Origin of the sequence: Isoptericola sp. NPDC056134, assembly GCF_042264825.1 — a bacterium.
Lineage (GTDB): Bacteria > Actinomycetota > Actinomycetes > Actinomycetales > Cellulomonadaceae > Isoptericola > Isoptericola nanjingensis.
The window spans coordinates 103,763-124,862 of the sequence record NZ_JBHJVM010000014.1 but is presented as its reverse complement, the minus strand read 5'-3'; the positions used below and the strand labels follow the sequence as shown (position 1 = coordinate 124,862).

The window sequence follows — 21,100 nt, the reverse complement described above, 5'->3', positions numbered from 1 at the left end:
CAAACACACTGTTGAGTTCTCAAACAACCGACGCACACCGCAGAACCAGAACCACTCTCAGTTCCGACCCCGCCGGGGCAACCCCTCAAACTTACTCGGTTCGCTCTTCCCCGTCAACTCCCGGCCGTTGGCCTGAGGTGCTGGGTTCGAACGTCCCGGTCCCGAACGAGGGCGCACTGGTCGACCTCGTGAAGAAGGATTCGGGTGTCCGCCCCGGGCCGGCCACCGGTACCCAGCCGCTCGGCTGTCTCCTCGGTGTCCGTTCTCCCTGTCGGGCGAACGACCAGAACATTACACACAGTCTGGCGCAGGTGCCAAATCGCCCCCTGACCTGCGGTGATACCCCGCGGCCCCCGCTCCGGCGCCGCCCGACGAACGTCGAGGGCCCCGGAGGAGCTCGCGCTCCCCCGGGGCCCTCGACGTCACGCGTCCGACGGCACGGCCGCCGTCACTCCGCGACGGCCACCGCGAGGGTCCGCTTGCCCCGACGCAGGACGGCGTACCGTCCGTGCAGCAGGTCCTCGGTCCGCAGCGCGGCGTCCTCCGACTCGACCTTCGCGTTGTTCACGTACGCGCCGCCCTCAGAGATCGCGCGTCGGGCGGCGGCCTTCGATGCGACCAGGCCCGAGCCCACGAACGCGTCGACGACCAGGTCGCCCGCCCTCGCCGTCGTGCGCGGGAGCTCCGCGACGGCGGCACCGAGGGTCCCCTCGTCCAGGCCCCGCAACTCGCCCCGGCCGAACAGGGCCTGGCTCGCCGAGATGACGGCGTCCGTCGCCGCCTGGCCGTGCACGAGGGTGGTGAGTTCGCCGGCCAGCGCCCGCTGCGCCTCGCGGGCGAACGGCCGCTCGGCCACCTCCTGCTCGAGCGCCTCGATCTCCTCCCTGGTGCGGAAGGTGAAGACCTTGAGGTACTTCACGACGTCCGCGTCCGCCGTGTTCACCCAGAACTGGTAGAAGGCGTACGGGCTCGTGAGCTCCGGGTCGAGCCAGACGGCGCCGCCCTCGGACTTGCCCATCTTGGTGCCGTCGGCCTTCGTGATGAGGGGCGACGTCAGGGCGTGCACGGCCGCGCCGTCCGACTTGCGGATGAGCTCGACGCCGGACAGCAGGTTGCCCCACTGGTCGTTGCCGCCGAGCTGCAGCGTGCACCCGTGGCGCTCGTACAGCTCCCGGAAGTCCATGCCCTGCAGCACCTGGTAGCTGAACTCCGTGTAGCTGATGCCCTCGTCCGAGCGCAGGCGCCGGGCGACGATGTCCTTGCCGAGCATCGTGCCCACACGGAAGTGCTTGCCGACGTCACGCAGGAAGTCGATCGCGGACATCGCCCCGGTCCAGTCGAGGTTGTTGACCATGCGCGCTGCCGCCGGTCCCTCGAAGTCCAGGAACGGCTCGATCTGACCCCGGATGCGCTCGACCCAGCCCGCGACGACATCGCGCGACTGCATCGACCGCTCCGTGGTCGGGCGCGGGTCGCCGATGAGCCCCGTCGCGCCACCGACCAGCGCGAGGGGACGGTGCCCCGCAAGCTGGAGCCGGCGCATGTTCAGCAGCTGGACCATGTGCCCGACGTGCAGGCTCTGCGCCGTCGGGTCGAAGCCCGCGTAATAGGTGACGGGTCCCTCGGCCAGCGCAGAACGCAGCGCGGCCTCGTCGGTGGACTGCGCCACCAGGCCTCGCCAGTGCAGCTCGTCGAGAACGTCGGTCACCGTGTGCTCCTCGGGGAAAGGGATCACGGCCCGGGCGGGCCGCCCTCCTAGTGTGCCCGACGCCTACCGCCGTCGGCGCCGTGATTCCGCCGCCCGGTACGCCGACACGGTGGGCTCGCCCGCCAGCCATGCCCGCCAGGGGAACAGGTCGGCGCGTCCGCCCTCGCCGCTCACGCCGACGCGAGGACCCGTGGCGACCTCGCGACCGGCACCGTCCGCGCGATCCCGGAGCTGCGGCACCCGCAGCACCAGATCGCCGCCCGGATCCGTGACGTCCGCGCCGTCGTCGTCCCGGTCGATCGCGAGCGCGACGGTCAGGCGGGCCGGGCCGCGCGCCAGGTCGACGTCGCCCCGCGTGACGCCCGCGGCCGCGCGCCGCTCGCGCGCGAGGTCCGCCCCCTCGACCACCTCGCCCGCCCGGAGCAGGACGGCCGACGCCTCGCCCGGCGGGCTGCACACGACGTTCATGCAGTGGTGCAGCCCCAGGTGCCGGTAGACGTAGACACGGCCGGGCTCGCCGAACATCGTCCGGTTCCGTGCCGTCTCGCCTCGGTACGCGTGCGACCCCGGGTCGGCCGTGCCCGCGTACGCCTCGACCTCCGTGAGCCGCACCGTCACCGCACCGTCCGGCGTGCGGCGGGTGAGCAGCGCCCCGAGCAGGTCGTGCGCGACGACGTGCACCTCCCGCGCGAACCAGGCGCGGCCCGGGACGACCAGGCCCGCGCCCGCCGCCGCGTCCGCCAGCGGCTCCCGGTCCGCTGAGGGGACACCGGCCTGCGCCCGCCTCGCCGACGTCATCGCACCGCCTCGAGGAGCCGGCCGACGCCGTCGAGCCGGACGTCGGCACGCTCGCGCGTGCGCTCGACCGCGTAGTGCGTGCGCTCGTCGGCCATCCAGCGCAGCCAGTGCTCGCGGGCGTCCGACCCGTCGCGCGCGAGGCCGCGGGAGAGGCGCACCGCGTCGTCGGCCTCCACCCACACCCGCAGCGCGGCCCGGCCGTCGACCTGACGGGCGCCGGCGCCGCAGCCCTCGACGACGAGGACCGGGGCGGGCTCGACGTCGTGCGCCTCGGCGTACTCGCCCCGCCCCCAGTCGTAGCGGAGATACCTGCCCGGACGGCCCGCCTCGAGAGCCTCGAGGACCCACTCCGCCAGGCGCCGCGCGCCGCCGTCGGGGCCGGCCTCCCAGCCCTCGTAGAGGTCGTCCAGGTGCACGACCTGGCACGCGAACCGCAGGGCGAGCTGCGTCGCGAGCGTCGTCTTGCCCGAGCCCGCCGGCCCGTCGACGCACACGAGCCGCGTGCGCCGCCACGGCTCCGGCGCCCCCGGGCCGGGGAGCCGCGGCTCCGCCGCGTGCACGCGCGCCACCAGCGCGTCGAGCACCTCCTCGCTCGTCGTCACGCCCGCTCCTTCCTCCGGCCCGCCGACCGTACCCGCTGACGCGTCTCGTCCGTCCGCCGTCGTGCCCGCCCGGACGACGACGGCCGCACGTCCCGAGGGAGCGTGCGGCCGACGAGCCCGGGCCGGGGAACGGATCGGCTCAGCTGTCCGCCCAGATGCGGAACTCGGCCGACCGCTCCTTGGCGGCCTCGACCTGCTCGACGACGCGCGCGGGCGCGGTGCCGCCGACGCCGTCGCGCGAGGCCACGGAGCCCTCGACGCTCAGCACCTCGCGCACGCCCGGCGTCAGGTGCTCGGAGATCGCGGCGAGGTCCGCGTCGGACAGGTCCCACAGCTCGATCCCGCGCTCCTCGCAGACCCGGACGCACGCGCCCGCGACCTCGTGCGCGACGCGGAACGGCACGCCCTGGCGCACCAGCCACTCGGCGATGTCCGTGGCGAGCGAGAAGCCCTGCGGGGCGAGCTCGGCCATCCGTGCCGTGTCGAACGTGAGGGTGCGGACCATCCCCGCGAACGCGGGCAGCAGCACCGTGAGGGTGGAGACCTGGTCGAAGACCGGCTCCTTGTCCTCCTGCAGGTCGCGGTTGTACGCCAGCGGCAGGCCCTTGAGGGTGGTGAGCAGTCCGGTGAGGTCGCCCACGAGCCGGCCCGCCTTGCCGCGGGCGAGCTCCGCGATGTCCGGGTTCTTCTTCTGCGGCATGATGCTCGACCCGGTCGACCACGAGTCGTCCAGCCGCACGAAGCCGAACTCCTTCGTGTTCCAGAGGATGATCTCCTCGCTCAGCCGGGACAGGTCGATGCCCACCATCGCCGACACGAACGCGAACTCCGCGACGACGTCGCGCGCGGCGGTGCCGTCGATCGAGTTCTCCACCGGCCCGTCGAAGCCCAGCTCCGTCGCGACCGCCGCCGGGTCGAGGCCCAGCGACGAGCCCGCGAGCGCCCCCGAACCGTAGGGCGAGCGCGCCGCGCGCACGTCCCAGTCGACCAGCCGGTCGACGTCGCGCAGCAGCGGCCACGCGTGCGCCAGGAGCTGGTGCGCCAGCAGCACCGGCTGCGCGTGCTGGAGGTGCGTGCGGCCCGGCATGACGGCCTCGCCGGCCGCCTCCGCCTGCACGATGAGCGCGTCCACGACGTCGAGCACCTGGCGCACGACGACGCGCGACTGGTCGCGCAGGTACAGCCGCACCAGGGTGGCGATCTGGTCGTTGCGCGACCGGCCCGCGCGAAGCTTGCCGCCGAGCTCCGTGCCCGCGCGCTCGATGAGGCCGCGCTCGAGGGCCGTGTGCACGTCCTCGTCGCCGAGCACGGGGAGGAAGGCCCCCGACTCGACGTCGGCGAGCAGCACGTCGAGCGCCTCGAGCATGCCGGCCAGTTCGTCGTCCGTGAGCAGGCCCGCGGCGTGCAGCACCCGCGCGTGCGCCCGGGACCCCCGGATGTCGTACGGGGCGAGCACCCAGTCGAAGTGCGTCGACTGGGACAGCGCCTGCAGCTCCGGAGACGGGCCGCCGGAGAACCGGCCGCCCCACAGGGAGACGTTGTCACCCTGCGTCGTCAGCGCGCCGTCCCGGGCGCCCGGCGTGACCTCGGAGCCCACGTCAGAACTCCCCGACGCCGAAGTCCACGCCGTTGCCGAACTTCTCGTCGCGGGCCGCGGCCTGCTTGGCGGCGAGGCCGTAGATCTCGATGAAGCCCTTGGCGTGCGACTGGTCGAACGCGTCGCCCTCGTCGTAGGTGGCGAGGTTGAAGTCGTACAGGCTGGACTCCGACCTGCGCCCCGTCACGGTGGCGCGGCCGCCGTGCAGGACCATGCGGATGTCGCCGGACACGTACTTCTGCGTCTCGTCGACGAACGTGTCGAGGTTCTTCTTCAGCGGGGAGAACCACATGCCGTCGTAGACCAGCTCGGTCCAGCGCTGCTCGACCTGGCGCTTGAAGCGGGCCTGCTCGCGCTCGAGCGTGACGTTCTCGAGCTCCTGGTGCGCGGCGATGAGCGCGATCGCGCCGGGCGCCTCGTAGATCTCGCGGGACTTGATGCCCACGAGGCGGTCCTCGACGATATCGATGCGGCCCACGCCCTGGGCGCCGGCGCGGCGGTTCATCTCCTGGATGGCCTGCAGCGGGGTGACCGCCACGCCGTCCAGCGCCACCGGCACGCCCTGGTCGAAGGTGACGACGACCTCGTCGGCGACCGGCGGGAACGTCGGGTCGTCGGTGTAGGAGTAGACGTCCTTGGTGGGCTCGTTCCAGATGTCCTCGAGGAAGCCCGTCTCCACCGCGCGACCCCACACGTTCTGGTCGATCGAGAACGGGTTCTTCTTGGTGGTCGCGATCGGCAGGTCGTGGCGCTCCGCGTAGTCGATGGCCTTCTCGCGCGTGAGCGCGAGGTCGCGCACCGGGGCGATGGACTTCAGGTCCGGGGCCAGAGACGTCGTCGCGACCTCGAAGCGGACCTGGTCGTTGCCCTTGCCGGTGCAGCCGTGCGCGACCGTCGTCGCGCCGAACTGGCGCGCGGCGCGCACGAGGTGCTTGACGATCACCGGGCGGGAGATCGCCGAGACCAGCGGGTAGCGGTCGAGGTACATGCCGTTGGCCTTGAGCGCGGGCATGCAGTACTCCGCCGCGAACTCGTCGCGCGCGTCGGCGACGTACGCCTCGACGGCGCCGCAGTCGAGCGCGCGCTTGCGGATGACGTTCATGTCCTCGCCGCCCTGGCCGACGTCGACGGCCACGGCGACGACCTCGGCCCCGGTGGCCTCGGCGATCCAGCCGATGGCCACGGAGGTGTCCAGGCCGCCCGAGTAGGCGAGCACGACGCGATCAGTCATCACAGTTCTCTTTCTTGCGAGGGGTTCGGGTCAAGTCTGGCAGTGCGGGTCCGCGGAGGCCACGGCCCGCCGGGAGGACGGGTCAGGGACCGGTCAGCTCGAGGAAGCGGCGGGCCAGCTCGTCGCCGCCGAGCGGGTCGCGCGCGATCACGAGGATCGTGTCGTCGCCCGCGATGGAGCCGAGGACGCCCGGGAAGACCGAGTGGTCGATCGCGGACGCGAGGTAGTTGGCCGCGCCGGGGGGCGTGCGCAGCACCACGAGGTTGGCGGACGCCTCCGCCGACACGAGCAGGTCGTTGCAGAGCCGGGCGAGGCGCGCGGCGACGTACTCGACGTCGTGATCCCCCACGCCCGCGGCCTGCACGCTGCGGTCGCCACCCTCGCCGGGCACGGCGTAGACGAGCGCCCCCGCCGCGTTGCGCACCTTCTCCGCGCGCAGCTCGATGAGGTCGCGCGACAGGGTGCCCTGCGTGACGCTGACGCCCGCGTCGGCGAGCTCGCGGGCCAGCTCGGCCTGCGAGTGGATCGCCGTGCGCCGCACGATCTCGACGATCCGCGCGTGGCGCGCGGCCTTCGTCGTCGGCCCTGCGGCCTGGCCCGCCGACGCGCCCTCGACGGCGCTCACCGGTGCTCCAGGAGCCAGGTGAGCAGGGCCTTCTGGGCGTGCAGGCGGTTCTCCGCCTCGTCCCAGACGACGGACGCGGGGCCGTCGATCACGGACGCCGTGACCTCCTTGCCGCGGTAGGCGGGCAGGCAGTGCAGGAAGATCGCGTCGTCGGCCGCGCCGGACAGGAGCGCGTCGTCCACGCGGTAGGCGTCCAGGGCGGCGAGCCGCTCGGCGGCCTCGTCCTCGTCGCCCATCGAGACCCAGGTGTCCGCGGCGACGACGTCGGCCCCGGCGACGGCGGCCCGGGCGTCGGTCGTGACGGACACCGAGCCCCCGGTCGTGGCGGCGATCTCCTGGGCGCGGGCGACGACGTCCTCGGGCGGCAGGTAGCCCTCCGGCCCGGCGACCGCGACGTGCAGGCCGGCGGTGACCCCGCCGAGCAGGTACGACGCGGCCATGTTGTTACCGGCGTCGCCCACGTAGGCCAGCCGCTGACCGGCCAGGGCGGAGATGCCGCCGCGGTGCTGGGCGACCGTGAGCAGGTCGGCGAGGATCTGGCACGGGTGGAAGCCGTCCGTGAGGGCGTTGACCACGGGGACGCGCGAGACCGCGGCCATCTCGTCGATCCGGTCCTGGCCGAACGTGCGCCACACGATGGCGGACACCTGGCGGTCGAGCACGCGGGTGACGTCGGCGACGGACTCGCGCACGCCCACCTGGGCGAGCCGGCCGTCCACGATCACGGGGAAGCCGCCGAGCTCGGCGACGCCCGTCGAGAACGAGACCTGGGTGCGCAGCGTCGGCTTGTCGAACAGCACGGCGACGCCCTGCGGGCCCGCGAGCGGCGCGCGCACGAACCGGTCCTCCCGGAACGCCATGCCGAGCTCGAGGACCTCCCGCTGCTCGTCCGGCGTGAGGTCGTCGTCGCGGAGGAAGTGGCGGGGCATCAGGACTCCCTGTCGGCAGAGGCGGGGACGGTGACGGTGGCGAAGAACCGGGCGACGTCGCGCGCCTGGTCGGCCGTGAGGATCAGCGGCGGCGCGAGGCGGATCGCGTCCGGGGCGACGGCGTTGACGACGAGGCCGGCCTCCAGCGCGGCCGCCGCGACGTCGGCCGCGACGGGCCGCGCGAGCTGGACGGCGAGCAGGAGCCCCCGCCCGCGCACTCCGGCGACGAGCGGGTTGCCCGCGGCCTCGATCTCGGAGGTGAGGACGGCGCCGACGCGGCGCACGTTCTCGAGCAGGCCGTCGCGCTCGATGACGCCGAGCGTCGCGAGGCCGGCGGCCGCAGCGACGGGGTTGCCGCCGAACGTGGTGCCGTGCTGGCCGCGGCCGAGCAGGGTCGCGGCGCGCTCGCCGAACGCGATCGCGGCGCCCACGGGGAAGCCGCCGCCCAGGCCCTTGGCCACGGTGACGACGTCGGGCACGACGCCGCCGCCGATCTCCGGCTGCTGGAAGGCGAACCAGGAGCCCGTGCGCCCGACGCCCGTCTGGACCTCGTCGAGCACGAGCAACGCGCCCGCCTCGGCGGTGAGCCGGCGGGCGTGCGCCAGGTAGCCCGCGGGCAGCGGCCGCACACCGGCCTCGCCCTGCAGCGGCTCCACGACGAGCGCCGCGACGCCGCCGCGCTCCGCGACCGCCTCCGGCGACAACGCCTCGTCGAGGGCGGCGGTGTCGCCGAACGGCACGTGCTCGACGCCGCCGGGCAGCGGCTCGAACGGCTGGCGGTACGCGGCCTTCGCCGTGAGGGCGAGCGCGCCCATCGAGCGGCCGTGGAAGCCGCCCTCCAGGGCCAGGACGCGGGTGCGGGCGCCGTCGTCGCCGGCGTTGCGGCGCGCCATCTTGAACGCCGCCTCCACCGCCTCGGTGCCCGAGTTGGTGAAGAACACCCGCGAGCCCTCGGGGGCGCCCGCGAGGTGCAGCAGCCGCTCGGCCAGGCCGATCTGGGTGGGCGTCGCGAAGAAGTTCGACACGTGCCCGAGGGTGCCGAGCTGCGCGCTGATCGCCGCCGTCAGCGTGGGGTGGGCGTGGCCGAGCGCGTTCACCGCGATCCCGGCGAGCAGGTCGAGGTAGCGCCGCCCGTCGGCGTCCCACACGTAGGCACCCTCGCCGCGCACCAGCACACGCTGGGGCGGGCCGAAGGTGTCCATCACCGCGTGGGTGTAGCGATCGGTCCAGGCGGCGTTCGAGGCGTCGGCGAGGGCGCCGCCGCTCACCGACTGCAGGGTGTCGCTCACGCGCCTGCCTCCTTGCTTCCGGTGGTACCGGTCATGGTCGCCGGGGCGGGCACGACCATGGTGCCGTTGCCGCGGGTGGTGAAGACCTCCAGGAGCACCGAGTGCGGCTGGCGGCCGTCGATCACGGTCGCGCGCGGCACGCCGCCCTGGACGGCGCGCAGGCACGCCTCCATCTTGGGCACCATGCCGGACGTCAGGCTCGGCAGGAGGGCGGCGAGGTCCGGCGCGGAGATCTCCTCGACGAGGGAGTCCTTGTCGGGCCACGACGTGTACAGGCCCTCGACGTCGGTGAGCATGATGAGCTTGCTCGCGCCGAGCGCCACCGCGAGCGCCGACGCCGCCGTGTCGGCGTTGATGTTGAGCACCTGGGTCGGGTCGTCGACGTCGGGCGCGACGGTCGACACGACCGGGATGCGGCCGGCGTCGAGCAGGTCCTGCACGGCCCCGGCGTCCACCTGGACGACGTCGCCCACGAGGCCGACGTCGACCGGCTCGCCGTCGACGACGGCGTGCCGGCGGGCGGCGCGGAACAGCCCGGCGTCCTCCCCCGACATGCCGACGGCGTGCGGGCCGTGCGCGTTGATGAGGCCGACGAGCTCGCGCGAGACCTGGCCGGTGAGCACCATGCGCACCACGTCCATCGCCTCGGGCGTGGTGACCCGCAGGCCGCCGCGGAACTCGCTGTGGATGTCCAGGCGCTCCAGCATGGCGTTGATCTGCGGGCCTCCGCCGTGCACCACGACGGGGCGCAGCCCCACCTGGCGCAGGAACACCATGTCCTGGGCGAACGCGGCCTTGAGCCGGTCGTCGATCATCGCGTTGCCGCCGTACTTGACGACCACGAGCGCGCCCGCGAACTCCTGGAGCCACGGGAGCGCCTCGAGGAGCACCTCGGCCTTCTGCTCGGGCGCGAGCCCGTTCACGACGTCGCTGCTCATGAGCTGTACGCGCTGTTCTCGTGGACGTACGCGTGGGTGAGGTCGTTGGTCCACAGCGTGATCTCGGCGTCGCCGGCGTGCAGGTCGATCGTGATCGACACGTCACGCGACGCGGCGAGGTCGACGTTCTCCGGCGACTCGTGCGCCCCGCCCGCCTTGCACACCATGACGCCGTTGACGCTGACGTCGAGCTCCAGCGGGTCGAACGGCGCGACCTCCTCGGGGACCGTGCCGACCTGCGAGAGGATGCGGCCCCAGTTGGGGTCGTTGCCGAAGATCGCGGCCTTGACCAGGTTGGACCGGCTCACGGCCCGGGCCACGGCCAGCCCGGCGTCCTCGGTCGTCGCGTGCGTGACCGTGATGGCGATGTCGTGGGACGCGCCCTCCGCGTCGGCCACGAGCTGGCGCGCGAGGTCGGCGCAGACGGCGGCCACGGCCTCGGCGAACGCGGCGTCGTCCGGCGTCGCGCCGGACGCGCCCGACGCCATGAGCACCACGGTGTCGGAGGTCGACATGCAGCCGTCGGAGTCGACGCGGTCGAACGTCGTGCGGGTCGCGGCGCGCAGCGCCGCGTCCGTGGCCCCGGCGTCCACGAGGGCGTCGGTCGTGATGACGCAGAGCATCGTGGCGAGCGCGGGAGCGAGCATGCCCGCGCCCTTGGCCATCCCGCCCACCGTCACGGTGCCGGACGGCGTCTCGATCGTGCGCACCGCGGTCTTCGGGACGGAGTCCGTCGTCATGATGGCCGTGGCCGCGCTCGTGCCCGACGCCTCGTCCGGTCCCAGCGCCTCCGCCGCGACCGGGATCCCGGCGAGCAGCTTCTCGGCCGCGAGCCGCACGCCGATGAGGCCGGTCGAGGCCACGAGGACGTCGATCGCGCCGATCCCGAGCACCTCGGCGACCTTCTCCGCCGTGGCGTGCGAGTCCTGGAACCCGCCCGGGCCGGTGCACACGTTCGCGGCACCCGAGTTCAGCACGACGGCGCGGGCGACCCCGTCCTTGATCGCCTGGCGCGACCACATCACCGGCGCGCCGACCACACGGTTGGTGGTGAAGACGGCGGCGGCCGCGTGCTGCGGGCCGTCGTTGACGACCAGGGCGAGGTCGGGGGTGCCGGAGGCCTTGAGGCCGGCCGTGATCCCGGCGGCCCGGAACCCCTTCGCTGCGGTCACGCTCACGGTGCGACTCCTTCGGTGACGAGGCCGGCCGTCTCCGGCAGGCCGAGGGCGAGGTTCATGGCCTGGACCGCCTGGCCGGCGGTGCCCTTGACCAGGTTGTCGATGGCGGTGACGGTCACCACGCGCCCGGCGGCGGCGTCGAGCGCGACCTGCACGAGGGCCGTGTTGGCGCCGAGGGTGGCGGCCGTCGTCGGCCACTGGCCCTCCGGGAGGAGCTCGACGAACGGCTCGTCCGCGTAGGCCGCGGCCCAGGCGGCGCGGACGCCGGCGGCCGTGGCGTCCTCGTGGCCCGGCGCGAGGCGGGCCGTGACGGTGGCGAGGATGCCGCGCGACATCGGCACGAGCGTCGGGGTGAAGCTGATCGACACCTCCGGCGCCCCGGCGGTGCGCAGGTTCTGGACGATCTCGGGGATGTGCCGGTGCGTGCCGCCCACCGCGTACGGCACGGCGGAGCCCAGGCCCTCGGCGGCGAGCAGGTGCGGCTTGAGCGACTTGCCGGCGCCCGAGTACCCGTTGGCGAGGACCGCGACGACGTCGGCCGGGCTCACGAGGCCGGCGGCGACGCCGGGCTGCAGGCCGAGCGTGACGGCCGTGACGTTGCAGCCGGGCACCGCGATCCGGCGGGCGCCCGCCAGGTGGTCGCGCTGCGCGCCGGTGACCGCCCCCGCGCCGTCGGCGTGGAGCAGCTCGGGCAGACCGTAGGGCCAGGTGCCCGCGTGGGCCGAGCCGTAGAACTTCTCCCAGTCGGCGGCGGACGCGAGGCGGTGGTCGGCGCCGAGGTCGAGCACGAGCACGTCGTCGGGCAGCTGCGCGGCGATCTCGCCGGACGCGCCGTGCGGCAGGCCGAGCACGACGACGTCGTGGCCCGCGAGCGCCTCGGGCGTGGTCGGCTCGAGCACCCTGTCCGCGAGGGAACGCAGGTGCGGCTGCGTTGCGCCGAGCCGCGCGCCGGCGTTCGTGTGCGCCGTGAGCGTCCCGACCTCCAGCGCGGGGTGACGCGCCGCGAGGCGCAGGAACTCGCCCCCGGCGTACCCGGAGGCACCGGCGACGGCGACACGGAACGTGCGCGACTCAGTGCTGACCATATGCAGAACTATACATACCTATGCAGTGCGCCGGAACCTGCTTCTCGCGCCCCGGGCGCCGCGGGTCAGGCGACGAGCGGCAGGTACATGACGTGCAGACCCACGTAGCCGTGCGCCGGGCTGCGGAAGGCGCCCGGCACGGTGCCGACCACCTCGAAACCGAGCGCCCGCCACAGGCGCACCGCGACCTCGTTCGACTCCACCACCGCGTTGAACTGGATGCCGCGGAAGCCTTGCTCGCGGTGCCAGGCGACGACGTGCTCGCCGAGCGCCCGGCCCACCCCGAGCCCGCGCGCGGCGGGCGACACCATGAACGACGCCGTGCCCACGTGGTCGCCGTGGCCCGGCCGGTTCGGCCCCATCTTGGCCGTGCCCAGCAGCGTGCCGTCCGCAGCCTCCGCGACGACCGTCGCGCCCGGGGCGCGCTCCATCCAGATCTCCCGCGCCTGCTCGCTCGTGAGGTCCACCGGGTAGACGTACGTCTCGCCCTCACGCACCACCGCCTCGACGGTCGGCCACAGGGCGGGCCAGTCGTCCTCGGTCGCAGGACGGATCGTGAACGGTGCGCGGGTGTCTCGGGTCACAGGCGAAGCATAGGGTCGAGGCTGTGACCTCCCTCCCCACCGCTGTGCCCACCGCCATGCCCACCGCCATGCCCACCGTTGCGCTCGACGCGGGAGCCCTCCGGTGACGCCGGGCACCGCCGTCGAGCTCGCAAACTGGCGGCGGCGCGTCGCCGAGCTGTACGCCGCGGTCCGTGCCGCGCCCGACCCCGCGAGCGGGCACGCGACGTGGCGGGCGGGTCGCGACGCGCTCTTCCGCGACCACCCGCAGAGCCCGCTGCCGGCGGACGACCCGCTGCGGGCGACCGGGCTCCCGTCCTGGCCGTACGACGCCGCCCTGCGCTTCGAGGTGCCGCTGCGCCCGGCGCCGGCGGCGCGGCTGGAGCTCGACACGGGCGCGGACGGCACGACGACGATGGAGCGCGTCGGGGTGCTCGAGCTGCCCGGCGTGGGGACGCTCGACGCCTGGTGGCTCGCGCAGTACGGCGGCGGCCTGTTCGTCCCTCTGCGCGACGGCACCGCCGGGGACGAGACCTACGGCGGCGGGCGGTACCTGCTCGACACGGCGAAGGGCGCCGACCTCGGCGGGCACGACGGCCTCGTCGTGGTGGACCTCAATCTCGCCTACCACCCGTCGTGCCGCTACGACCCGGCGTGGACCTGCCCGCTCGCCCCGGCGGGCAACCGCGTCGACGTGCCGGTCCGCGCGGGCGAGAGGCTGGACGCGCCCCCGGCTGCGTAGGCTCGGACGCATGCACGCAGTCGTGGCCCGCGCGGCGGGTGGTCCCGAGGTCCTGGAGTACGTCGAGCAGCCCGACCCCGCGCCCGGCGCGGGCGAGCTGCTCGTCCGCGTCGCGGCGGCGGGGGTCAACTTCATCGACACCTACCGCCGGGCGGGCGTCTACCCGATGAGCTACCCGCACGTCGTGGGCGTCGAGGGGGCCGGGACGGTCGAGGCCCTCGGCGAGGGCGTGGAGGGCTTCGCCGTCGGCGACGAGGTGGCCTGGAACGAGGCGCCGGGGTCGTACGCCGAGCTCGCCGTCGTCCCCGCCGCGAACGCCGTGCGCGTCCCCGCGGGCCTCGATCTCGTCACGGCCGCCGCCCTGCCGCTGCAGGGGATGACGGCGCACTACCTCGTCGCGTCGACCTTCGAGGTCGGGCCGGGCCACGACGTCCTCCTCACCGCCGGGGCCGGCGGCGTCGGCCTGCTCGCCACCCAGCTCGCGGTCGCGCGCGGCGGGCGCGTCGTCACCACGGTGTCCTCGCCCGAGAAGGCGGCCCTGTCGTCGGCGGCCGGCGCGGCGCACACCGTCGACTACGCGGCGATGGACGACCTCGCGACCGAGCTGCCCGCCGTCGTGCGCGACCTCACCGACGGCCGCGGCGTGCACGTCGTGTACGACGGCGTGGGACGCGCCACGTTCGACGCGTCGCTCGCGTCGCTGCGGCCGCGCGGCACGCTCGTGCTGTTCGGCGGGGCGTCCGGCCAGGTGCCGCCGTTCGACCCGCAGCGGCTGAACTCCGGCGGGTCGCTCTACCTCACCCGGCCGACCCTGGCGCACTACGTCCTCACCCGGGCCGAGCTCGAGTGGCGGGCGTCGGAGGTGCTCGGGGCGGCCGCCGAGGGAGACCTGGACGTCCGGATCGGCGAGCGGCTCCCGCTCGCCGACGCGGCGCAGGCGCACCGTGCCCTGGAGGGACGGGCCACGACGGGCAAGGTCCTCCTGGTCCCCTGAGCGAGGTCCCCTGAGCGGCGCCTCCCGGACGGTGCGCGGTCACCCCGCCGTCGGGCTCGAGACGTGCCAGCGGTGCCCGTAGGGATCCACGACCCAGGCGCTGCGCCAGCCCTCCTCGGGCCCGTCGTCGACGCCCCGCTCCAGCCGGGCCCCGCCGCCGACGAGGTGCGCGACGAAGGCGTCGACGTCCTCGACCTCGATCGCCAGCGACACCGACCACCCGCCGAGCGTCGTGGGGCTGTGCACGCGCAGCTGCTCCCACTCGTCGGACAGGTAGATCGTCGCGCCGCCGATCGCGAGCTCCGCGTGCCCGACGACGCCGTCGTCCTCGATCCGGAACCGCTCTTGCGCGCCGAAGGCCCGGCGGTAGTAGTCGATGGCGCCCGCCGCGCCGCGCACCGCGAGGTACGGCACGACCGTCGCGGGGGTCCGGTCGCCACGACCGGGCGGCGCGGGGGTGGTCTCGGCGTCCTCACCGGTGTCCATGACCCCAGCGTGGCGCGGCGAGAGAGCGCGCGCTAATCTCTTGATGTCAAGAGACTTGATATCGAGAGGATTTGTCATGGCCGACTGGTCCCCCTCCGCCTACCTGCGCTACACCGACGAGCGGTCGCGCCCCTTCGGCGAGCTCGTCGCACGCGTCGTGCGCGACCCGGCGAGCATCGTCGACCTCGGCTGCGGTCCCGGCCACCTCACCCCCGTGCTGCGCGAGCGGTGGCCGGGCGCCTCGTTCGTCGGCCTCGACGCCTCTCCCGCCATGATCGAGCGCGCCCGGGCCGCCGACCCCTCGGGGCGGTACGAGCTCGCCGACGTGCGCGACCACGCCGCCGGCCGCGGCCCCGACCCCGAGGCCGACCTGGTGATCAGCAACGCCACCCTGCAGTGGGTGCCCGGCCACCGCGAGCTGCTCCCCGCGCTCGCCGCGACGGCCCTGCAGACGTTCGCGTTCTCCGTGCCCGGCAACCACGACGCCCCCAGCCACCGGCTGCTGCGCGAGGTGGCGGGCCGCGAGCCCTACTCCGCCGCCGTCGGGACCGTGGAGCGCCGCGCTGTCGCCGACCCCGCGGAGTACCTCGAGATCCTCGCCGCGCCCGGCTGGTCGGTCGACACCTGGGAGACCACCTACACGCACGTGCTCGACGGCGCGGACCCCGTGCTGCGCTGGATCTCGGCCACGGGCGCCCAGCCGGTGCTGCACGCCCTCGACGCCCACGACGCCGCGCACGGCACGGCCCTGCGCGCGCGGTTCGACGCCGAGTTCGGGGCGGAGCTCCGCGCGGCCTATCCGCGGCGCCCGTTCGGCACCCCCCTGGCGTTCCGCCGCGTGTTCGCGGTCGCCACGCGAACGACCTGACGGCGGCGGGCACGGACGGTCGTAGGCTCGCGCCGTGACCGACACCATCCACCCGATCCGCATCGGGGTCCAGCTCCAGCCGCAGCACGCCGACTACGCCCAGGTGCGCGACGCCGTCCGGCGCGCCGAGGACGCCGGCGTCGACGTGATCTTCAACTGGGACCACTTCTTCCCGCTCTCGGGCGACCCCGACGGCAAGCACTTCGAGTGCTGGACGATGCTCGGCGCCTGGGCCGAGCAGACCGAGCGCGTGCAGATCGGCGCGCTCGTCTCGTGCAACTCCTACCGCAACCCCGAGCTCCTCGCCGACATGGCCCGCACGGTCGACCACATCAGCGGAGGCCGGCTGATCCTCGGTGTCGGAGCGGGCTGGTTCGCCAAGGACTACGAGCAGTTCGGGTACGAGTTCGGCACGGCAGGCTCGCGCATCGCCGACCTGGGCGAGGCGCTCCCCCGCATCAAGGCGCGGCTCGCGGCCGGCAACCCCGCACCGACGCGCGAGATCCCGATCCTGATCGGCGGCGGGGGCGAGAAGAAGACGCTGCGCCTCGTGGCGGAGCACGCCGACGTCTGGCACTCCTTCGGCGATGTCGACACCCTGACGCGCAAGTCCGCGATCCTCGACGAGCACGGAGAGGCCGTCGGGCGCGACACCGCCGCGCTCGTGGAGCGCTCGGTCGGCGTGGGCGCCCCGCCGGAGGAGGTCGGGCAGAAGCTGCTCGACGCGGGCGCCACCCTGTTCACGATCGGCACGAGCGGGCCCGACTACGACCTGTCCCTCGTCGAGCAGTGGGTCCGCTGGCGCGACGAGCGCCGCTGACCTGCCCATCCGCTCCCGGCCGGGGTGCCAGGGTCAGCGCCCGGTGAGCACCTCGGCCAGCGGGTCGTCGTCCGCGGCCGGCTGCACGCGCAGCCGCCGTGCGGCGGGCGCCGTGGCCGCACGGGCCAGCCGGACCAGCGACTCTGGGGTGTCGTGCGAGGCGCGGACGAACCAGCCGGAGCAGGCGTCGAGGTCGCCGCGCGCGAACGCCGTCACCAGGTCGACGGTCCGCTCGACGGGCGTCCACTCCGTCCGCCCCTCGTGGGCGCGCATCGACCCCGTCATGTCCGTGCGCACGACGCCGGGGGCGACCTCCAGCACGCGCAGGCCACGGTCGTGGCCGGCGGCGTGCAGCCCGGCGCCGAGACGCATCAGCGCGGTCTTGCTCGCGTTGTAGGCGGTCGCGTCGGCGTTGTCGTGCGAGCCGGCACCGCTGTTGAGGTCGACGACCCGCCCGCCGCCGCGCGCCAGCATCCCCGGCACCACGTGCCGGGCGAGCAGGAACGGCCCGCGCACGTTCGTCTCGAGCACCGACCACCACTCGTCGGGGTCTGCCTCCCACAGCGGCACCTCGGCGTCGATGCGGCCGGCGCTGTTGACCAGCAGGTCCACGGAGCCCAGCCCGCCGTCGGCCGGGGACCCCTCCGCGACCCGCACGGCCGCTGCCACCGCCGCGGCGTCGGCGACGTCCGCGGGCAGCTCGAGGGCCGTCCGGCCGAGGTCGCGCACCTCGCGCGCGACCTCGGCCATGCGGGCGGCGTCCCGAGCGACGAGAGCGACGTCCAACCCGGCCCGCGCCAGCCCGAGCGCCACCGCGCGGCCGATGCCGCGGCTCGCGCCCGTGATCAGCGCGGTCCGGGCGGGCGGGGGCACGACGGGCCCGGCCGGCGGTGCCGACTCAGCCACGCAGCACAGCCCCCACGCGCTCGGTCGCCGCGGCGACGACCCCCTCGCGGACGGCGCGCACGTCGTCGGCGGTCAGCGTGCGGTCGGCGGCGCGCAGCCGCACCGAGTAGGCGAGCGACTTCTTGCCCTCGCCCACCTGCTCGCCGGTGAACACGTCGAAGAGTCGCGCGTCCTCCAGCAGCGGGCCCGCGCCCGCGACGACGGCGGCGTGCACGGCGTCGGCGGTCACGTCCGCGTCGACGACGAACGCGAAGTCCTCCTTCGCCGCGGGGAACGCCGACACCGGCTCGGCCACGACCGGCACGCCCCCGCCGGCGGCGATCAGCGCGCCGAGGTCGAGCTCGAACGCCACCGCCCGGGCAGGCAGGCCCAGGGCCTCGACCACCTTCGGGTGCAGCTCGCCCGCGTGCCCGACGACGGCGCCGTCGGCCAGCGCCAGCGCCGCGCAGCGCCCGGGGTGCCACGGCATCGTGCCGGAGTCGGCCCGGACCGCGACCTCCGCTCCCGCCCGCTCCGCGACGAGGCGGGCGGCGTCGAGGGCGTCCGTCCAGTCGGCCGCGCGGCCGTCGCCCCACCAGCCGGCAGGCACCGCCCGGCCGGTGAGCACGCCCGCGACGTGCCTCGGCTGGTCCGGGACGGCGGAGACGAGCGCCGCCAGGTCGTCGTCGGACGGCCGCACGCCGACCGGCAGCTGCGGCGGCGCCGAGGTGCCCGGCGTCGGCCGCGTGACCAGGCCGATCTCGAAGACCGCCACGTCGGGCAGCCCGCGCGAGACGTTCCGCCGCGCGGTCTCGAGCAGTGTCGAGAGCAGGTCGGCGCGCAGGAACGGCCGGTCGTCGGCCAGCGGGTTGGCCAGGCGCAGCGTGGTACGGCGCACGTCCTCGTCGGGCAGGCCGAGCGCGTCGAGGTCCGCCTCGCCGACGAACGGGTAGGAGAGCACCTCGACGAGGCCCGCCTCCGCGAGCGCGCGCGCCACCGACCGGCGAGCCCGCTGCTCGGGCGTGAGGCCGCGACCGCCCGGGGCGGCCGGGAGCACGGACGGGATCTGGTCGTAGCCCGCGATCCGCACGACCTCCTCGACCAGCGCGGCCGGCTCGGTGAGGTCGGGGCGCCACGACGGCGGCGTCACGCGGACCGCGTCCACGCTCGCCCCGGCGACGGCGTCCGTCACGGTGCAGCCGATCTGCTCGAGGATGCCGACCACGGTGGCGCGGTCGTACTCCACGCCCGACAGGCGCGTCGGCAGGGTGACGTCCAGGCGCACCGGCTTGGCGGCGGTCGTGGTGTCGAGGTCGCTCACCGCGGCGTCCGCGGTGCCGCCGCCGAGCTCCACGAGCAGGTCGACCACGCGCTGCGCCGCGACGGCCGGCAGGCGCGGGTCCACGCCGCGCTCGAACCGCTTGGCGGCCTCGGACGGCAGCCGGTGCCGCCGCGCCGTGCGGGCCACGGTGATCGGGTCGAAGTGGGCCGCCTCGACGAGGACGTCCGTCGTCGTGGGGCTCACCTCCGACGACGCACCGCCCATGACGCCGGCCAGACCGAGCACGCGAGCGCCGCGCTCGCCCGCGGGCGAGTCGGTGATGAGCAGGTCCTCGGCGTCGAGCGCGCGGTCGGCGTCGTCGAGCGTCGTGAGGCGCTCGCCGGGAGCCGCACGGCGGACGACGATCGGCGCCGCGACCTTGTCGAGGTCGTAGGCGTGCAGCGGCTGGCCCAGGTCGAGCATCACGTAGTTGGTGACGTCGACGGCCAGGGAGATGGACCGCATGCCCGAGCCCTCGAGGCGGCGCTTCATCCACGGCGGGGTGGGCGCGGCGGGGTCGATGCCGCGCACGACGCGCGTGACGAACCGGTCGCAGCCGACCTGCCCGTGGATCGGCGCCGAATCGTCGACCTCGACGACGAACCCGTCGGCCGTCGGGGCGGGCGGGGGCGTGACGAGGTTCTGCGGCAGCCCGCGGTCGGTGAACCGCGCGCCCGTGGAGTGGGCGTACTCGCGCGCCACGCCGCGGTAGCTGAACGCGTACCCGCGGTCCGGGGTCACGTTGATCTCGAGCACCTCGTCGCCGAGGCCGAGCAGGGCGATCGCGTCCTGGCCGGGCGTGAGGTCGGCGGCGTCGAAGCCCGCGCGCGTGAGCACGAGGATGCCGTCGTGGTCGTCCCCGATGCCGAGCTCGCGCACCGAGCAGATCATGCCGTCGGAGACGTGGCCGTAGGTCTTGCGCGCCGCGATGGCGAAGCCGCCGGGCAGCACGGTGCCCGGCAGCGACACGACGACGTAGTCCCCCACGCCGAAGTTGTGCGCGCCGCAGATGACGCCGCGAGCGCCGCCCGCGGGGACGTCGGCGTCGTCGACGCCCTTGATCTGTGTCGCGTTGTGCTCGGGGCCGACGTCGACCAGGACCCAGTTGACGGTCTTGCCGTTCTTCTGCGGCTCGGGGGTCTGCGCGAGCACGCGCCCGACGACGAGCGGGCCGGTGACCGCGGCGGGGTGGATCTCCTCCTCCTCCAGGCCGACCCTCACCAGCGCCGCCGCGAGCTGCTCCGTGGTGAGGTCCGCCGGCAGCTCGACGTGCTCGCCGAGCCAGTCAGTGACGATGCGGGGCATCAGATCTCCGTCCCGAACTGGGTGGAGAAGCGCACGTCGCCCTCCACGATGTCGTGCATGTCCGCGATCGAGTGGCGCAGCATCGCCGTCCGCTCGATGCCCATCCCGAACGCGAAGCCCTGGTACTCCTCGGGGTCGATCCCGGCCGCGCGCAGCACGTTCGGGTTGACCATGCCGCAGCCGCCCCACTCGATCCAGCCGGCGCCGCCCTTCTTCTGCGGGAACCACAGGTCCATCTCGGCGCTGGGCTCCGTGAACGGGAAGAAGCTCGGGCGCAGCCGCGTGCGCGCCTCAGGGCCGAACATGGCGCGCGCGAACGCGTCGAGGGTGCCCACGAGGTTCGCCATCGTCAGGCCCTTGTCGACCGCCAGGCCCTCGACCTGGTGGAAGACGGGCGTGTGCGTGGCGTCCAGCGCGTCGGTGCGGAACACCTTGCCCGGGCACGCGATGTACAGCGGCACGCCCCGCTCCAGCATCGAGCGCGACTGCACCGGCGACGTGTGCGTGCGCAGCACGAGGTTGGACGGCTTGTCCCCCTCGCCGGACACGTAGAACGTGTCCTGCATCTGCCGCGCGGGGTGGTCCGGGTCGAAGTTCAGCGCGTCGAAGTTGAACCACTCCGCCTCGACCTCGGGGCCGTCGGCGATCTCCCAGCCGAGGCCCACGAAGAAGTCGGCGATGCGCTCCTGCACCAGCTCGATCGGGTGCCGCGCCCCGACGGGACGGCGGTCGGTCGGCAGCGTGACGTCGACCGTCTCCTCGACGAGGACGCGTTCGTCGCGCTCGGCCTCGAGCTCGGCCTGGCGCGCGGCGATCGCCTGGTTCACGCGTCCGCGGCGCGGGCCGACGTTCTTGCCGGCGGCGGCCTTGTCCGGCCCCGGCAGTGCCCCGATGGCACGGTTGGCGAGCGCGAGCGGGCTCTTGTCCCCGGTCTGCGCGGTGCGGACCGTCTTCAGCTCGTCGAGGTCGCGCGCGGCGGCGACCGCGGCGAGGGCCTCGTCGACGGCGGAGTCGAGCGCCGCGACGTCCAGCGGGTCGGGGCTCTGCCGTTCGATGCCGGGTTCTGGGGTGGGTGCGGGCGTGGACATGCGTGCCTTCCTGAGAGGGGCCCCGCGAGGGGTGTGGGCGGCGGGGTC

The 21,100-nt window shown here is 74.6% G+C and carries 20 protein-coding genes; 4 read left to right on the top strand and 16 right to left on the bottom strand.

Annotated elements, in window-relative coordinates:
• Positions 1-448 precede the first annotated feature (448 nt).
• From tyrS to ACFCZN_RS14640, 12 genes are all read right to left on the bottom strand, one after another.
• Entirely contained in the window at positions 449-1,708 is a 1,260-nt protein-coding gene (gene tyrS, locus ACFCZN_RS14695) for a tyrosine--tRNA ligase (RefSeq protein WP_430557221.1), read from the bottom strand.
• A 63-nt stretch (positions 1,709-1,771) separates the two neighbouring features.
• Entirely contained in the window at positions 1,772-2,506 is a 735-nt protein-coding gene (locus ACFCZN_RS14690; protein WP_430557220.1) for a DNA-3-methyladenine glycosylase, read from the bottom strand.
• The gene (locus tag ACFCZN_RS14685; protein ID WP_429762128.1) at positions 2,503-3,108 is read right to left on the bottom strand and encodes a uridine kinase family protein; all 606 of its coding nucleotides are present in this window, start codon (positions 3,106-3,108) and stop codon (positions 2,503-2,505) included. Before ACFCZN_RS14685 ends, ACFCZN_RS14690 begins: the two co-directional genes overlap by 4 nt.
• A 139-nt stretch (positions 3,109-3,247) precedes the next feature.
• The gene (gene argH / locus ACFCZN_RS14680; protein WP_429762129.1) at positions 3,248-4,705 is read right to left on the bottom strand and encodes an argininosuccinate lyase; all 1,458 of its coding nucleotides are present in this window, start codon (positions 4,703-4,705) and stop codon (positions 3,248-3,250) included.
• 1 nt (position 4,706) lies between these two features.
• On the bottom strand, positions 4,707-5,936 hold the full coding sequence (locus ACFCZN_RS14675; RefSeq protein ID WP_429762130.1) for an argininosuccinate synthase: 1,230 nt from the start codon (positions 5,934-5,936) through the stop codon (positions 4,707-4,709).
• An 82-nt stretch (positions 5,937-6,018) separates the two neighbouring features.
• Positions 6,019-6,561 (bottom strand): arginine repressor, encoded by a 543-nt coding sequence (locus ACFCZN_RS14670; protein WP_429762131.1) that lies wholly within the window; start codon positions 6,559-6,561, stop codon positions 6,019-6,021.
• On the bottom strand, positions 6,558-7,490 hold the full coding sequence (gene argF, locus ACFCZN_RS14665) for an ornithine carbamoyltransferase (protein WP_429762132.1): 933 nt from the start codon (positions 7,488-7,490) through the stop codon (positions 6,558-6,560). Before argF ends, ACFCZN_RS14670 begins: the two co-directional genes overlap by 4 nt.
• Entirely contained in the window at positions 7,490-8,779 is a 1,290-nt protein-coding gene (locus tag ACFCZN_RS14660; protein WP_430557219.1) for an acetylornithine transaminase, read from the bottom strand. Before ACFCZN_RS14660 ends, argF begins: the two co-directional genes overlap by 1 nt.
• A complete protein-coding gene (argB, locus tag ACFCZN_RS14655; protein WP_430557218.1) occupies positions 8,776-9,717 on the bottom strand; it encodes an acetylglutamate kinase in 942 nt (313 codons plus the stop codon). Before argB ends, ACFCZN_RS14660 begins: the two co-directional genes overlap by 4 nt.
• On the bottom strand, positions 9,714-10,895 hold the full coding sequence (argJ, locus tag ACFCZN_RS14650) for a bifunctional glutamate N-acetyltransferase/amino-acid acetyltransferase ArgJ (RefSeq protein ID WP_430557217.1): 1,182 nt from the start codon (positions 10,893-10,895) through the stop codon (positions 9,714-9,716). The genes argB and argJ overlap by 4 nt, the downstream gene beginning before the upstream one ends.
• Entirely contained in the window at positions 10,892-11,980 is a 1,089-nt protein-coding gene (gene argC, locus ACFCZN_RS14645; protein ID WP_430557216.1) for an N-acetyl-gamma-glutamyl-phosphate reductase, read from the bottom strand. The genes argJ and argC overlap by 4 nt, the downstream gene beginning before the upstream one ends.
• 65 nt (positions 11,981-12,045) lie before the next feature.
• Positions 12,046-12,564 (bottom strand): GNAT family N-acetyltransferase, encoded by a 519-nt coding sequence (locus ACFCZN_RS14640; RefSeq protein WP_430557215.1) that lies wholly within the window; start codon positions 12,562-12,564, stop codon positions 12,046-12,048.
• A gap of 103 nt (positions 12,565-12,667) precedes the next feature.
• On the opposite strand from ACFCZN_RS14640, the gene ACFCZN_RS14635 reads away from it, so the two are divergent.
• The gene (locus ACFCZN_RS14635) at positions 12,668-13,285 is read left to right on the top strand and encodes a DUF1684 domain-containing protein (protein WP_430557214.1); all 618 of its coding nucleotides are present in this window, start codon (positions 12,668-12,670) and stop codon (positions 13,283-13,285) included.
• A 10-nt stretch (positions 13,286-13,295) separates the two neighbouring features.
• Positions 13,296-14,279: a quinone oxidoreductase family protein gene (locus tag ACFCZN_RS14630; RefSeq protein ID WP_429762139.1), complete on the top strand. Its 984-nt coding sequence runs from the start codon at positions 13,296-13,298 to the stop codon at positions 14,277-14,279.
• Positions 14,280-14,318: 39 nt separating this feature from the next.
• On the opposite strand, the gene ACFCZN_RS14625 is transcribed toward ACFCZN_RS14630, so the two are convergent.
• Complete coding sequence (locus ACFCZN_RS14625) at positions 14,319-14,765, bottom strand: VOC family protein (RefSeq protein WP_430557213.1); 447 nt, start codon at positions 14,763-14,765, stop codon at positions 14,319-14,321.
• Between the two features lie 76 nt (positions 14,766-14,841).
• On the opposite strand from ACFCZN_RS14625, the gene ACFCZN_RS14620 reads away from it, so the two are divergent.
• Positions 14,842-15,633, top strand: a complete 792-nt coding sequence (locus tag ACFCZN_RS14620) for a methyltransferase domain-containing protein (RefSeq protein WP_430557212.1) — start codon at positions 14,842-14,844, stop codon at positions 15,631-15,633.
• Positions 15,634-15,667: 34 nt separating this feature from the next.
• On the top strand, positions 15,668-16,453 hold the full coding sequence (locus tag ACFCZN_RS14615) for an LLM class F420-dependent oxidoreductase (RefSeq protein ID WP_429762141.1): 786 nt from the start codon (positions 15,668-15,670) through the stop codon (positions 16,451-16,453).
• A 33-nt stretch (positions 16,454-16,486) separates the two neighbouring features.
• On the opposite strand, the gene ACFCZN_RS14610 is transcribed toward ACFCZN_RS14615, so the two are convergent.
• Genes ACFCZN_RS14610 through pheS form a run of 3 tightly spaced genes read right to left on the bottom strand, consistent with a single transcriptional unit; the run spans position 16,487 to position 21,052 of the window.
• Positions 16,487-17,359, bottom strand: a complete 873-nt coding sequence (locus ACFCZN_RS14610) for an SDR family NAD(P)-dependent oxidoreductase (RefSeq protein ID WP_430557211.1) — start codon at positions 17,357-17,359, stop codon at positions 16,487-16,489.
• Positions 17,352-19,964, bottom strand: a complete 2,613-nt coding sequence (gene pheT / locus ACFCZN_RS14605; RefSeq protein ID WP_430557210.1) for a phenylalanine--tRNA ligase subunit beta — start codon at positions 19,962-19,964, stop codon at positions 17,352-17,354. The genes ACFCZN_RS14610 and pheT overlap by 8 nt, the downstream gene beginning before the upstream one ends.
• Positions 19,964-21,052: a phenylalanine--tRNA ligase subunit alpha gene (gene pheS, locus ACFCZN_RS14600; protein WP_429762144.1), complete on the bottom strand. Its 1,089-nt coding sequence runs from the start codon at positions 21,050-21,052 to the stop codon at positions 19,964-19,966. The genes pheT and pheS overlap by 1 nt, the downstream gene beginning before the upstream one ends.
• Positions 21,053-21,100 lie beyond the last annotated feature (48 nt).

Excerpts from the sequence above, each read along its gene's own strand:
- ACFCZN_RS14690 (WP_430557220.1), bottom strand. The coding sequence starts at position 2,506 with ATGACGTCGGCGAGGCGGGCGCAGGCCGGTGTCCCCTCAGCGGACCGG.
- ACFCZN_RS14675 (WP_429762130.1), bottom strand. The coding sequence starts at position 5,936 with ATGACTGATCGCGTCGTGCTCGCCTACTCGGGCGGCCTGGACACCTCC.
- argF (WP_429762132.1), bottom strand. The coding sequence starts at position 7,490 with ATGCCCCGCCACTTCCTCCGCGACGACGACCTCACGCCGGACGAGCAG.
- argB (WP_430557218.1), bottom strand. The coding sequence starts at position 9,717 with ATGAGCAGCGACGTCGTGAACGGGCTCGCGCCCGAGCAGAAGGCCGAG.
- argC (WP_430557216.1), bottom strand. The coding sequence starts at position 11,980 with ATGGTCAGCACTGAGTCGCGCACGTTCCGTGTCGCCGTCGCCGGTGCC.
- ACFCZN_RS14630 (WP_429762139.1), top strand. The coding sequence starts at position 13,296 with ATGCACGCAGTCGTGGCCCGCGCGGCGGGTGGTCCCGAGGTCCTGGAG.
- ACFCZN_RS14625 (WP_430557213.1), bottom strand. The coding sequence starts at position 14,765 with ATGGACACCGGTGAGGACGCCGAGACCACCCCCGCGCCGCCCGGTCGT.
- ACFCZN_RS14620 (WP_430557212.1), top strand. The coding sequence starts at position 14,842 with ATGGCCGACTGGTCCCCCTCCGCCTACCTGCGCTACACCGACGAGCGG.
- pheT (WP_430557210.1), bottom strand. The coding sequence starts at position 19,964 with ATGCCCCGCATCGTCACTGACTGGCTCGGCGAGCACGTCGAGCTGCCG.
- pheS (WP_429762144.1), bottom strand. The coding sequence starts at position 21,052 with ATGTCCACGCCCGCACCCACCCCAGAACCCGGCATCGAACGGCAGAGC.